Genomic DNA, 14,608 nt, shown 5'->3' with positions numbered 1-14,608 from the left:
GTTTTTATCCGATACTTTCTTTCAGAAAAGGAGAATCACAGTGAAAATCAAGTGGAATGTGATGGCAGCAACGTTGGTCGTTACGAGTTTGTTGGCAGGCTGCGGAGCACCGAAGACAGAGGGAACAGCATCAAGCAGTGGGCAAACCGGTTCAGAGACTGCTGTGTCTAACGCATCTGGAGAGATCAATGTGTACACGGCAATTGAAGATGAACAGATCAAGACGTATCTGACTTCTTTCAAAGAGCAGTATCCGGATATCAAAGTAAACATCGTTCGTGACTCCACTGGTATCATGACAGCCAAGCTGATTGCCGAGAAGGACAATCCGCAAGCCGACGTAATCTGGGGTCTGGCTGCCACCAGTCTTTTGGTGATGGACGATATGGAAATGTTGGAGTCATATGCTCCCAAGGGCGTAGATCGTGTACTGCCTGAATTCAAGGACAAGGCCAACCCGCCGAAATGGGTAGGCATGGATATTTGGGAGACAGCCATTATTGTTAACAAAGCAGAGATGGAAAAGCGCAATCTACCCATCCCACAGTCGTACGAAGATTTGGTCAAACCAGAATACAAGGGCTTAATCGCGATGCCTCACCCTGCTTCTTCTGGAACAGGCTACTTGACCGTCAACGCCCTGCATCAGTTGTACGGCAAAGACAAGGCTTGGGCATATATGGACAAGCTGCATGAAAACATGATGGTCTACACGCACTCTGGCTCCAAGCCGGCGAAGATGGCGTCCGCTGGTGAAGCGCCAATCGGTATCTCTTATGGATACAGCGGCATCCAGGAACAGAAAAAAGGAGCTCCAGTCGAAGTCGTGTTCCCGAAAGAAGGCTCGGGCTGGGATATGGAAGCGAGCGCGCTCGTAAAGAAAAAAGACATCAAGCCAGAAGCAAAATTGTTCCTCGACTGGGCGATCAGTGATGAGCCGATGAAGGAATACAACAAAAACTACGCGATTTTGAGCATCAAGCAAGAAGGAAGTCAAATTCCGGAAGGCTACAAACAAGATCCGGTATCGCAGCTGACCAAGCTGGACTTGTATCAAGCAGCAAGAGACCGCGAAGGCATTCTGAAAGAGTGGGAGCAGAAGTACGGCTCCAAGGCTGAACCGAAAAAGTAAAGAATAAAGGAGCATTTGTGATGGAGCAAGGCTATTTGTCATTACGCAATCTCGCCAAGCGATTTGGGAAGCACACAGCGCTTCAGGACATTCAACTGGACATTGCCAAGAATGAATTCATCTGTCTGCTCGGACCGAGCGGCTGCGGTAAAACAACGTTGTTGCGCATCCTCGCAGGACTGGAAAAAGCGGATCAAGGGAGCGTCGTCATTGCCGGGAAAGACATTACCTCGCTGCCAGCAGGGAAACGGAATTTTGGCATGATGTTTCAATCGTACGCTTTGTTTCCGAATTTGACGGTCAGTGAAAACATTGCTTACGGATTGCGTAATCGCTTCTCCAAGGCACAAATTGCTGATCGGGTAGAGGAAATGCTTCATCTGGTTGAGCTGGGAGAACACCGCAACAAAGTCCCGGCCCAATTATCAGGAGGGCAGCAGCAGCGGGTAGCACTGGCGAGGGCCTTGGCGTTTTCGCCGGACTGCTTGCTCTTGGACGAGCCATTATCTGCGCTGGACGCCAAGGTTCGCGCCAAACTCCGAAACGAAATTCGTCGGCTCCATCATCAATTCGGGATGACGACGATTATGGTAACGCACGATCAGGAGGAAGCGTTGACGATGGCGGACCGCATCGTGGTTATGAACCAGTCGCGCATCATTCAGGTCGGTACGCCAAAAGAAGTGTACGAGCGTCCCAAAACGCCATTTGTCGCTGATTTTATCGGAGCCATCAGCTTTATCCAGTCGGATAAGCACTCGGAACAGGCTATGCTCGCCATCCGTCCGGAGCATGTTCAGTTGCTGCGTGACGGGCATGAAAAAGGCAGACAAGGAATCGTGCGCGAGCTGGAATATCGCGGTACGCATTATCGGATTGTGGCAGAGTTAATCGGTCCACAAGGTACTTTGTTGCAACAGTTTGTCACGATTGATGTCCCGGCACATGCTATGGTGTCTCATCATGTTTGGCCGGATCAAAAAATTGCCTTCACTCTGCCGCCAGAGCATGTCATCCGTTTTGATGATACGGCAGACCTGGCTGTTGGCTAAGGAGCGCATACGATATGGACACCTGGTTAAAACGAATACGCCCTGATGCCAACCAATGGAGCCAAAACGCGATCATCGTCTGCATGACCATCGCGCTGTTGTTTGCCATCCTGCTGCCGCTTGGTGAGCTGGTGATCAAGGCAGTTACGGATCAGGACGGGAACTTTATTGGGCTTATGCACTTTGCCAATTACTTCTCGACGCCGGCTCTCGTGATGTCATTGTGGAACTCCATTAAGGTGTCGACAGTCACGACGATCATTGCCGTTACGCTGGGCTTCGGATTTGCTTACGCACTGGAGAGAAGCGCGATTCGTGGCAAATGGTTTTATCGGTCTGTTGCACTCTTGCCACTATTCGCCCCCTCTATGCTGCACGGCTTGGCGCTGACCTACCTGTTTGGCAATCAAGGGCTGATTTCTACCGGATTTTTTGGGCTGCTGCCGGAATTCCGTATGGAGCTCTACGGGCCTATCGGGATTGTGATGGCGGAAGTACTCTATACGTTTCCGCAGGCGTTTCTGATGCTGTCGGTGGCACTCGCAAGTGCAGATTACCGGATGTATGAAGCGGCAGAAACGCTCGGGGCGTCCAAGTGGCGCACATTTTGGACGGTCACGGTACCAGGTACGAGGTTTGCGCTGATCAGTGCCATTTTTGTCTGCTTCGTCTTGACCTTTACCGACTTCGGTGCTCCCAAAGTGGTCGGCGGGCAGTACAACGTGCTGGCGACAGATTTGTACAAGCAGGTTATTGGGCAACAAAACATGCAAATGGGTGCGGCCGTTGGGGTGTTGCTGTTGATACCAGCCGTCATTTCATTTGTGATCGATCGCATCTCCCAGCGTAAACAGAGCGGTTGGTTGAGTGCGAAGTCCACCCCTTACCGAATTGAACGCAACAAACTGCGGGATGGGTTGTTCTACGTGCTTTGCTCCGCCGTGTCCGCTGTGATTATTAGCATCATCCTGGTTGCTATTTACGGCTCCCTTGTAAAAGTGTGGCCGTACAATCTGTCCATTTCCTTTACACACTACGAAGACTTTTTGGATGGGGAAGGACCGTTTGTGACGAGCTTGCTTATCGCGTTTGCGACGGCATTGATTGGTACAGTCGCTACTTTTTTGTTCGCATATCTCATCGAGAAGTCACGCGGGCATCGTCTGCTGCGTCAGTCAGCGTATTTTCTGTCCATGCTGCCGCTTGCATTGCCAGGACTCGTGCTCGGTTTGATCTACGTATTCTTTTTCAACAATCCGAATCAACCGCTGCATGGCATTTACGGCACGATTTGGATCGTCATTTTGTGTAACATCGTTCACTTCTACTCGGTTTCTTTCCTGACGATGACGTCCGGTCTGAAGAAGCTGGATAGTGAGTTCGAGGCTGCATCGGAATCGATGAATGTGCCCTGGTATCGGACATTGCTGCGGGTGACAGTTCCGCTGTCATTGCCGACGATTCTGGAAGTGTTCCTCTACTATTTCATCAACAGCATGGTGACGGTCTCGGCCATTATTTTCTTGTATGCACCGGACCTGAAACCGGCTGCGGTTGCGATTGTGAATAAGGAGGACTCAGGTGATATCGCGCAAGCTGCTGCGATGTCTACGTTAATCATTGTGGCGAATCTGTTGGTACGTACCGCGATCATGTGGATGGCAGGCAAGATTCAGAAAAGAACGGATGCGCTTCTCGTCAGGACGAAAGAGTAAAGTCAAATCCGATTCAAAATGGAATGCAGGTGGGAAAAAGATGCCCGACTTACTTGTTAACAACAAGAGATATACGGTCAAAGCGATTTTGTTCGATAAGGATGGTACTTTGCTGGAGTTTGTGCGGCTCTGGGGGTACTGGAGCGAATCCGTCCATCGTCATTTTTCCAGCCAGCTTCCACAGCCGGCCCAGATCGCTCCTCTCGCAGAGCTGTGGGGGACTGTTCACGACGAAGACGGGCACGTATGCGACTACAGCATCAATGGTCCGTTAGCGATGGGCTCGACTGGTGATTTGCTTGCGATCCTGGCATGGCAAGGTTATCGTCAGGGACTATCGTGGGGAGAATCAATGAGACTCGCTAGAGAGTGCAAGGAGCGAGCTTATCAGGATATGGAGCAGACTCGTCCTGCCTATCCCATTCCGGGGCTGATCCCGTTCCTCGAACAATGTCGCGACCACGGAATGTTTATGGGGATTGTCACCGCAGACGAAACAGAGGAAGCGATCAAGCATATGGAATGGATGGGCATTCGCTCTTATTTTCCAGTCATTATCGGGAATGATCAGGTAGAGCGTGGCAAGCCTTATCCCGACATGGTGGTAAAAGCTTGTACCCAATTGGGCTTGAAGCCGAGAGAAGTCGCTGTCATCGGCGATACGAGCGGCGACATACGCATGGGGAAAAGTGCAGGGGTTTCCGTGACGATTGGCATTGTGAGCAAGGAAGACTCGTCTGACCGGATTCAAATCCTGGAGAAAGCAGAAGCAGTGATTTCCTCCTACGCACAGATGAAGGTGGAGGCATCACGGCATGAATGAGGGGATCGGGTGGGGGTGGGTTCTCCTCGCATTCGCTATTTTGTTGGAGCTAGCAGGTACGACTTCGATGAAACTATCTGCGGGCTTTACCAAGCTGTGGCCATCCATTCTGATGTTTCTGTTGTACGGTGCCAGCTTTACTCTACTTAATTTCGCACTCAGCTATATACAGGTCGGTGTCGCTTATGCGATCTGGTCTGGTGTCGGGATTGTTCTCATTACATTCGTCGGTATTTTCTTATTCAAAGAAATGATCAATCTACAGCAAATGCTCTGGATGTCACTCATTGTGATTGGTGTCATTGGTCTGAAAGTCAGCAGCAAGGTCGTGTAAAAATCATCAGTCGGACTCTATCAATCTGATCGAAATGAGGTGCGCGTTTATTATGAAAGTGATAAACAAAACGATGTCGATGGTACTGGGTGTTACGGTTGCCTTCATGGGAATGACTCAACCTTTTATGATCCAAGGTGTTCAGGCAGCAGGAGCGCAAACTGTCACGATGGACAAGCAAACCTATTTGTATGGTCAACCGGTTTCCTTGTCGTATACAGGAGCTTCCTTGAAGGATTGGATCGGACTGTATAAAGCAGGTGCCATTCCACAGGGCAGCAATCCTTCTCTCGCTTGGCAATATACGAGTGCAAACGGTCAGCCGAATGGTGCGATGAGCTTTACAAAGTCATTGCCAGCAGGTGAGTACGAGGCGCTGTACATGCAAAATGACGGCTACAACATTTTTCAGCGAGCTCCTTTTTCGATCATTACCTTGAATCCTCCTGCGGGTATTACTTTTGTCGATACGGATGACGATGCAGACCAGATCGCAGGCGATGTGAAAATCAAAATCCCTGCCGATCCTGCGAATGTGGCTCATTACAATCTGTACTGGGGAAATGATGTCGGAAAGCTGCCAGGAGAGCCGATCATCGCACAAGTGCAGCCTCCAACTACGCCAGGTGAAACGTATGCGACCTATACAATCCCAGCTAACACGGTCATTCCAAAAGGTGCGACGAAGCTCCTCGCTTACTCGGATTCAGCTGCGGGTGAAACGACTGCGAGCGCAGAGTTTACGATCCCAGGAATGGTGAAAGAGAAGCCATTGGTCAGCTTTGAAGTCATCACCGACATGCATGTGCAAACCAGCAAGGATCACGTTCATAATAAAAACCTCGAAGATGCTTTCAAAGATATGGTTGCGCTGAATCCGGACAGTGACGGACTCATGACTATCGGGGACAATACCGAGAACGGAACCGAAGCGCAATACATGGAGCTGGCCCGGATTTTTAACATGTACAAGGACCAACTCCCGGAAACCTATTTTGTGCAAGGGAACCACGACGTTCGCTGGGGGGACTGGACGCAGTTTTCCGAGCTGTTCCACAAGTACACCAACATGAAGTCCAGCTACTACAGTGAGTGGATCAACGGCTACCAGTTCATTTTCCTTGGCACGGAAAAAGGGCTGAAAGACTATTCCTACCTGTCTGAAACGCAGTTGAAATGGCTGGATGAGAAGCTGGCTGAGTCTGGGGGCAAGCCGACGTTCATTTTCCATCACCAACCGTTGAAGAACACGGTAGCCGGTGCCAATGATGGCTATCTCAAAAGCAATTACTGGTACGGTGTCAGACAAGATACAGAATTGAAAACGATCCTGGCGAAGCATCCTGGAGCTTTCCTGTTCAGTGGACATACACACTGGGAGTTGGGTGCGAAGGATACGATGTACAACGCCAAATACGCCACGATGTTTAATGCGGGTGCTACCTCTTATCTGTGGACAGATGCCAATACAGGCAAGGACGGAAGCCAAGGCTTTTTCGTGGAAGTTTACAAGGATAAAGTCCTGGTAAAAGGCAGAGATTTTAAAAACGACACGTGGATCGCCAATGCACAATATGAAATTGATCTATCCAAGAAAATTCCAGTGGTAGACCCTTCTACCGATCCAGATCTGACCTTGAGCAATCCTACGGTTCAGATGGTGAAGGAGAAGTACCTGTCGTCAGAAGCGATTGAAGTGGCCTACACGAGTTCGGTAAGAGAAGACTGGATCGGTATTTTCCCTACAGGCACGAAGTTGGGCAAAAATGTAAAAGCAATCGCTCAGCAAAAAACGAGCGGCGTGAAGCAACCAAATGGAACGGTCTCATTCAAGGATTTGAAGCTCGCTCCGGGCAAATACGATGCGATTTATGTCGGGGAAGCAGAGTATCGCACAGATAACGATAATTTGGAGCTTGGCCGCGTGACCTTTACGATTGTCGATGAAACGCAGGCACAGGCACCACAGGCAGTATCCTTTACCGATGCCGACACAAATAAGGGTGTGATTGGCGGGGACGTCACGATCACTCCTGCGGCAAATGAAGCGAACATTGACGAGTATGTACTCTACTGGGGGAACGACGAGGGCAAGCTGTCCGGTCAGTCAGCGATCGCATCTGTAGCCAAGACAGGCGATAAGGTCATCTACGCGATGCCGAATGGTACGGCGATCCCGAATGGCGCGACGAACATTCTCGCTTTCTCCAAGCAAAAGGACACAGAGTCAGTGGACTTTGCGCAAACAGCACTGAAGGACGCGTTTACCGAAGTACCGCCAGTCACACCACCGGTAGATCCACCTGTACTCACGCCAGATGAGCAGTTGCGCCAAGCCAATCGTGCTGCTGCTGATGCCATTAAGAACGCTACAGATGAGGATGTAGTAGAGAAGCAAGCCGAGAATGCGATCAAGCAATTGTCCAAGCTGATCAAGGACGACAAGCTCAGTGATTCTACGCATCTTGCTTTGGTCTCCGATGCAACGGATACCGTGTTGGCCGCGATGGTTTCCAAGTGGAAAGAGGATATCGTCGATGAGGATCAGGTGTTAGAACAGACCTATTCCCTGTTGAAGGATGCTTTCTTGCCAGTTGTAGGTGAGATCGAGAAAAACGATCAAGAACAATGGGAGCAAGCAGTAAAAGTCATGGCTCATGTAGCAGAGACGACGATTGCCAAGCTGGATAAAGACGATCTCTCTGAAAAATGGGTGAAAAAGCTGAAAGAACCAATCGCTGAACTTTTGACACAAGTCAGCACGATCGAAGCAGACGATAGCGAAAATACGGAGAAGGTAGTCGCTCAGATCGAACGTTTTGCCCAAGCAGTAGAGTCCATCGAGACAGCACTGGACAAGCAAGCATCGCTGTTTGGATTGGAGAAGACAATCGAGATTCGCATGGACGGCGCTCGTCATGAAGTGCGTGCAGCGAAAAAATCGGAGGAAGAAGAAAAATCTTCGATGACACTAAGTGGTGATATCGTCGATGCATTGGCACAAAAACAAATCAATGTTGCCTTGGTGAACAAGGAAGACGCAGGTGTGTGGCTGTCCAGCGAGCTTCTCGAAGAGCATGACGGTGAGGATATCCACGCTGAGATCTCGAAGCTGGACGACATCAAAAAGCCTTCGAAATCGGGCAATGCCAGCGATATGTACGAAGTTCGCCTGAAAGCAGACAACAAGGAATGGAAACGCTTTGACAGCGAGACTGTCCGCATGATTCTGCCTTACGAGAAAAAGGATAAATATTTGACGGCTCATCATTATGATGAAGCGGAGAAAGAATGGAGTAGCCTCAAGACTTCCAAAGGAAAAACAGTAGAGGTTATCAAAACGGGGGACCGCGCAAGCTTTGATATCGAAAAACCGGGCATCTACATGGTAGCGAGTGCAGGTCTGCAAAGCGTGAAAGTTACGCCAAGCAAGGCAACACTGTTGCCAGGAGAGAATCTCCAGCTTCAAGTAACAGGATCGTTCTCGAACCGCAACAAACAGGATCTGACCGATGGCGAGAGCGGAACGGTTTATGAATCTGACAACGATAGCGTCACTGTTGATGAAAACGGCTTGATTGAGGTTTCCGAGGATGCACGACCTGGCAAGAAATTTACAGTCAAGGTGACAAACGGAGAAAAATCGACCAAAGTGACTTTCTCCATTGCGGAAATCAAAAGTATCAATCTATCCACCAAAAAGAGTTCAGTGAAGCCTGGTGATACTGTTCAAATGATCGTATGGGCGAACATGACAGACCGCAGTGGACGAGATATGACCAAGGAAAGCACAGGAACTACTTACCGTGTAGTGGAGGAAGAATATGCGGTGATTAGCGAGGATGGTCTGGTAACCGTCCATGAGGATGCACCAGAAAAAACCACGCTGACGATTGTTGCTGAGAACGATGGTCATACGAGCGAGTACAAGTTGAAAGTGAGAAAATAAAGTTACTGATTTACTAGGAAGAGCCTGACCAGTGATGGTTGGGCTTTTTTTTCTGTCCTGAAAATATTTATCCAACCCTTGTAAGAAAAAAACCGATCTTTTCATAGTAAAGGTAGAATGATTGCTGGACAGTATAAGTGAACGGAATGTCTGGTGATAGAAATAGAAGGGAGCGACAGTTCATGGAGGATGATCAAGAGTGGGTGAAGCAAGTCTTGGGAGGCGACCCGCATGCCTTTGCCCACCTTGTGAACAAGTACAAAAACAGGGTGTGCTCGCTACTCGTGAGGATGGGCAATTCCCCAGAGGATGCAGAAGATTTCGCACAGTCAGCTTTCGTTAATGCGTATAAATGCTTGCAGCAATACGATGCGAGCCGTCCGTTTTCAGCTTGGTTAAACAAAATCGCAATCAATTGTTGTCTGCAAGCGTGGCGGAGGGCCGAGAAGCATCCGAGCGTACCTTTACAAGAGTCCAATACGGCTCTTACCTGCGAAGAAAACCCGGAGTCATTTTATCTGGCGCTTGAAAAACAAAACGAACTATTCGCTGTCATGGAAGAGCTCGCTTCCCATTACCGGATCGTACTTACGCTGCGGTATTTTGAAGAGCTGAGTTATCAAGAAATTGCTGAGACGATGCAAGTGCCGGTGACAACCGTGCAGGTTCACTTGTACCGCGCAAAGAAAAAGCTACGTGAACTCATGGGGAAAAGGGGGGAGCTTCATGAAATGTGCTGATTGTGTTAGGCTGATCAATCAAGTCGACCGAGAGCTTTCATATGAAGAAGGAAGAGAGCTTCAGGACCATATCGCTGGTTGTGAACATTGTCAGTCCATGCTGCTTCAGGAAGTCGACGAAGTGGATGCCGACTTGAGTAAACCTTGGCCGATCGTATCTGCCTCGGATCATTTCACCGAAAAAGTCATGGGGGAAATTTTACAGGTAGAAGAGCAACAACAAGGACCGATGCGCCGAAAAAAATGGACAGGCAGTCGTCTATGGCAAAGGGCAGGTCTTACTGCCGCCATACTGTTGCTTGCCCTGACAGTGGGTGTCGTCTCATCTCCTACGCTTGCGCACTATGTCACATCGATTTTTTCCGAGTCGTTTATCGCGGAAATGCAGCGCGGAGGCGATCTAGGCTTTTCTCAAAAAGTGAATCAAAAGGTAACCGATCAAGGCATTACTATGTTGGTAGATGAGATTCTGGTCGATCCAGTAAAAATGTACGTGTCGATTCGGTTTTTTACCGAACAAAATCAAGAGCTGGAAGCTTCGATTGAGTTTGAAAACAAGGATAACCGGATTTTCCTGTCAGACCAAAACGGGAAGTACATCGGAACCCAGGTACAGCATTCCTACGGCTTTGAGACCTTGTATCTCCCTGAAAATATACCGAACGATTTGATTCTCAACCTGAAAGTAAACAGAGTGGACCTGCAAGATGAAGCTTCAAAAGAGGAAGAAGAGAAGGTCAAGCAGACTTACGGAAGCTGGCACTTGAAGGTTCCTGTCTCACTGGAAAAAAGCAAGTCGGCAACCCAAACGATTCCACTCAAGAAGACGTATACCTCGCCGCAAGGATTTATCCTAGTGGCTGACCGACTGGTGCTGACACCGATGGAATCGAAACTGATTCTCTCGTCCAAAATGAATGAGCAAGAGCTTGCCCGCATGGAGTCGAGAGTGCAAGCAGGGGTAAAAGTCTACAATTCGCTCTACCGGGATAAGGTTACCGCCCAAGAGCTATGGGATTTCTTTGGGGAGAATGCGACAGTCATGTGGGAAATCGTCGATGAGAAAGGCAAGGTTGTGATGGATACGAACGGGGCAGATGGCGAGTTTTATGGACCGATTGAACCAAACAAAAAACTGACGTATCGTACTGTCTACATCGAGAAGGCAGAACCATCCGATCTGCTCCTGACTTTTACGCCTGCTGACCTCAACAAACAGCCTCTAACCTTCACGAATGAGGGAAATACGTTTGTCTTAAAGTCGTTTCGCATCGCGCCCGAGCCTAATCCAGATCCCGGCACATCCGGATACGTCGGTATCGTAAAGGCAGAGTTCACCTATCATCCCGACACCTATGAATACCGTGGAGTCGATGCAATCGGATTGGGCGTCGTTAAAATGGAGCTGGAAGATCCTTCTACGGAAAAAGATCGTCCCCAAGCAAGAACGATCACGATCCGCGATTTCCCGAAAGGAAGGGAAAATCAACCGGTAACGATCACGGCCAGTCAGCTAGTAAAAAGGTATGAAAATGTGGATTGGAGCTTTGATATGGTGAGTCCAGCGCGTTGAAGATTGTCCTTCATAAATTGGCGTGCAGCAGCTCATGATACTACTGACAGCTCATTCCCGATCATTTCCTTCCATGGTAAACTGTCATGTGAGTGTAAAGATTCATCCATTCTTTCCTACTAGGTGGTACATACATGCGGTCTATATGGAAGATTTACAAAACGGACTGGTTTAACATTTTCAAGGTCCCGACTGGGATTTTTCTGATCATCGCCATCATTCTCCTTCCTTGTTTATACGATTGGATCAACATCAAATCAGTATGGGACCCTTACGCCAATACGCAAGGTGTCAAGGTGGCGGTTACGAGCGAGGATCAGGGAGCCACGGTTGGTGACCAAAAGGTCAACATCGGAGACGAGCTCATAAAGAGCTTGCACAACAACCAGAAGCTAGGGTGGACCTTTGTGGACAAAGAAGAGGCCAGACGGGGGGTAGAGCGGGGCGATTACTATGCCAGCATCCTGATCCCAGCTGACTTTTCCACGAAAATCACGGGAATTGTCCATGGCGACCTGAACAAGCCTGAAGTGATCTATACGGTCAACGAAAAAGTGAACGCCGTCGCACCCAAAATCACTTCATCAGGTGTTTCAGCGATTGCCAAGCAGATCAACGAGAGTTTTACGGAAAGCGTCAGTGAAGCCTTGCTGACGAAGCTTACAGAGATCGGCATTAAAATTGAAGAGCAATTGCCGACCATCCGCAAAATCGAGAGTGGCGTTTTCCAACTGGAAAAAAGCCTGCCTGAGATTCGTGCCGCTGGGCAAAAAGTGTTGGAGATTGAAAAGAAACTTCCCGAGATTCACGAGAAAGCGCAGATCATTCTGGAAGTGGAAAAAAGAATCCCCGAAATCAATCAAGCAGGGCAGGCCGTGCTCAAGATTCAGCAAAACTGGCCGAAAATCAATGAGGCGGCGTCTGTCATTATCGCGATGGAAGACAAGCTGCCGGTGATTGAGCAAGCCGTCGGACGAATTGAAGAGCTGGATCAAAATTTTGATAAAGTCGCAAACGCAGTGACTACGGCCACAGAAAAAGCGAGTCAGGCCATTGAGATCGTTTCGGCTGCTCAAGATGCGTTGCCGCGTATCGCTGATCTGACTGATAAGGGCGCGGCTGTTGCCGATCAGCTCAATGACTTTTTTACGAAGCATGACGGTGCCTTTGAAACGATTGCACCGCTGATCAAGCAAAATCTCATCTTAGCCCAGCAAGCCTCGGATGCACTCACACAACTTACGGACAGACTGTTGCAAATCAATCCGGATCGCCTGCCTACTGCGAGTGAGGTAAATGCTGTGAAAGACAGGTTAGCCAGAGCCGCCAATGTTTTGGGGCATACCGCATCGCTTGTAGAGAAAGTAAACAGTTATATTCCTGGACAGCCATTGAGTCATTTCGCAGAGAGGCTGCGCACGATTGAGAGCAGAATGAACCGACAAATCGAGATTCTCGGCACAATTGCAAGCGCGCTGGAAAAAGGCAAGCAGCCTGCGAAAGATTTGGTGGAGAGCTTGAATCAGCTCTCGAAAAATACCAGCGCGGAATTGGGAGACATCCTGTCCCGTTACGATAGCGAAATCGTTCCGAAAATATCCGAGGGCATTGAAAGGCTGAAGGTGATCACAGGAGAATCTGCCGATCTACTGCATAAGGCCCAAGAAAAACTACCGGATATCGAAGCGATTCTTCAAGAGACAAAGACGGGCTTGGAGCTGGGATTGGCAGAACTGAAACGAATCCAGCAGGATATGCCGCAAATACGGGCGCAAGTCCACGAGCTCGCGCAAACGCTCAGAAGCAAGTCGGATGCTTTTGCAAATGCCATTCACGTAGCAGCTCCGTTCTTGAAGGGGAATCTTCCTACTATCGGGAAAAAGCTCGACGAGGCAGCGGCATTCGTTCAGAACGATCTGCCCAAAGCGGAGGCGAATTTGACCAAGCTGGCTGATTTTGTGCGCTACAAGCTCCCGGAGGTGGAGGCAGGAGTCCACAGAGTTGCCACATTGGTTCGCGATGATCTGCCTAAGCTGGAGAGTGCCATTGGGCAGGCGGCTGACAAGCTGAGAGAAGTCGAAGCGAACAACAACTTCGCTGATCTTGCCAAGCTATTGCGCGGCGACATTAAAAAAGAGAGCGAATTCCTCGCAAGTCCCGTGCAGATCAAGGAAAACCGCCTATATCCGATTCCGAATTACGGTTCGGCCATGTCACCTTTTTACGGTGTGCTGTCTCTTTGGGTAGGTGCGACCTTGTTGATTTCTCTGCTGAAGCCGAATGCGGAAAATCCGGGCGGAGTGTACAAGCCGTATCAGTTGTACCTGGGCCGCTTGGGAACGTTTGCGACCATCGGGCTACTTCAGGCGTTGTTCGTCACGCTCGGTGATATTTACATCCTCGGGGCCTATGTGGCTGATAAAGCTCCGTTTGTGTTATTCGGTATGCTGATCAGCCTAGTGTTCGTTACGATTACGTACACACTGGTGTCCGTTTTCGGCAACGTGGGCAAAGGCATAGCGATCATCTTCATGGTATTTCAATTCTCCAGCTCGGGCGGTACGTTCCCGATCAGCATGACTTCACCGTTTTTCCAAGCGCTGAACCCATACATGCCCTTCACGTATGCGATCAGCCTGTTGCGTGAAGGTGTGGGCGGCATCCTTTGGGAAACGGCGATTCGGGATATTCTCGTATTATTCGGCTTTATCGGGATCAGCCTGTTCGTGGCGCTCGCGCTGAAGCGTCCGTTGAGCGGACTTATTGAAAAGTCGATGGAGAATGCGAAGAAGACCAAGATTATTGGGTAAAGTTTCATGATGGAATAGAGCAGGGTGTCCTCACGTAGATATCACTACTGGAGGGTACCCTTTTTTCAAGGACAAGTGATTGTATGATTTGGTAAAATATAGGTGTTTTGTGAATCGTAAAGGGGAGTGAACCATGGGGAGATGGTTTGGATACATTCTACTGACGATTTTGATAGGCGGTGTGTGCTTTTTTATTATTACTCCAGAAATCACCTTGATATTGAGTATGTTCGTCATGATCGGTACCCTGTTTTATATTGTACACATTTTGAAAAATGAACTGCCCAGAGTAGTCCAGGATCGGCTGGAAAGACGATTCCATAAGATAGACAAAAGACTCGAGGAATTACAAAACCTGTACAAGCAGGAGACTGAATAGGCATGTTTGGGGAGAGGACACCATCTTTCACGCTGGTACTACCACAATATGAAAAACTAGATTTCCTTAGCGTACAGGAAATCTAGTTTTTTATTACATCC

The 14,608-nt window shown here is 49.0% G+C and carries 10 protein-coding genes; all 10 read left to right on the top strand.

Annotated features, from left to right (window positions below):
* Window positions 1-40: 40 nt before the first annotated feature.
* The 10 genes from HP398_RS19905 (at window position 41) to HP398_RS19860 (ending at window position 14,507) form a co-directional block, all read left to right on the top strand.
* Window positions 41-1,132, top strand: coding sequence for a putative 2-aminoethylphosphonate ABC transporter substrate-binding protein (locus HP398_RS19905; protein WP_173623460.1), 1,092 nt, complete (start codon window positions 41-43; stop codon window positions 1,130-1,132).
* A 20-nt stretch (window positions 1,133-1,152) separates the two neighbouring features.
* On the top strand, window positions 1,153-2,184 hold the full coding sequence (locus HP398_RS19900) for an ABC transporter ATP-binding protein (protein WP_173623459.1): 1,032 nt from the start codon (window positions 1,153-1,155) through the stop codon (window positions 2,182-2,184).
* A 14-nt stretch (window positions 2,185-2,198) separates the two neighbouring features.
* Window positions 2,199-3,899 carry a putative 2-aminoethylphosphonate ABC transporter permease subunit gene (locus HP398_RS19895; protein WP_069849990.1) on the top strand — a complete coding sequence of 567 codons (1,701 nt, stop codon included), beginning with the start codon at window positions 2,199-2,201 and terminating at the stop codon, window positions 3,897-3,899.
* A 40-nt stretch (window positions 3,900-3,939) separates the two neighbouring features.
* Window positions 3,940-4,722 carry an HAD family hydrolase gene (locus HP398_RS19890; protein ID WP_173623458.1) on the top strand — a complete coding sequence of 261 codons (783 nt, stop codon included), beginning with the start codon at window positions 3,940-3,942 and terminating at the stop codon, window positions 4,720-4,722.
* Entirely contained in the window at window positions 4,715-5,056 is a 342-nt protein-coding gene (locus HP398_RS19885; protein WP_017246700.1) for a DMT family transporter, read from the top strand. Before HP398_RS19890 ends, HP398_RS19885 begins: the two co-directional genes overlap by 8 nt.
* Before the next feature lie 52 nt (window positions 5,057-5,108).
* Complete coding sequence (locus tag HP398_RS19880) at window positions 5,109-9,005, top strand: metallophosphoesterase (protein ID WP_173623457.1); 3,897 nt, start codon at window positions 5,109-5,111, stop codon at window positions 9,003-9,005.
* A gap of 182 nt (window positions 9,006-9,187) precedes the next feature.
* Window positions 9,188-9,745 (top strand): RNA polymerase sigma factor, encoded by a 558-nt coding sequence (locus HP398_RS19875; RefSeq protein WP_017246698.1) that lies wholly within the window; start codon window positions 9,188-9,190, stop codon window positions 9,743-9,745.
* Window positions 9,732-11,318 (top strand): DUF4179 domain-containing protein, encoded by a 1,587-nt coding sequence (locus HP398_RS19870; RefSeq protein ID WP_173623456.1) that lies wholly within the window; start codon window positions 9,732-9,734, stop codon window positions 11,316-11,318. Before HP398_RS19875 ends, HP398_RS19870 begins: the two co-directional genes overlap by 14 nt.
* A gap of 134 nt (window positions 11,319-11,452) precedes the next feature.
* Complete coding sequence (locus tag HP398_RS19865; RefSeq protein WP_173623455.1) at window positions 11,453-14,128, top strand: YhgE/Pip domain-containing protein; 2,676 nt, start codon at window positions 11,453-11,455, stop codon at window positions 14,126-14,128.
* Between the two features lie 133 nt (window positions 14,129-14,261).
* Entirely contained in the window at window positions 14,262-14,507 is a 246-nt protein-coding gene (locus tag HP398_RS19860; protein ID WP_017246695.1) for a hypothetical protein, read from the top strand.
* Window positions 14,508-14,608 lie beyond the last annotated feature (101 nt).

The organism is Brevibacillus sp. HB1.4B (assembly GCF_013284285.1).
Lineage (GTDB): Bacteria > Bacillota > Bacilli > Brevibacillales > Brevibacillaceae > Brevibacillus > Brevibacillus porteri.
This window is presented reverse-complemented; position numbering and strand designations above follow the sequence as displayed.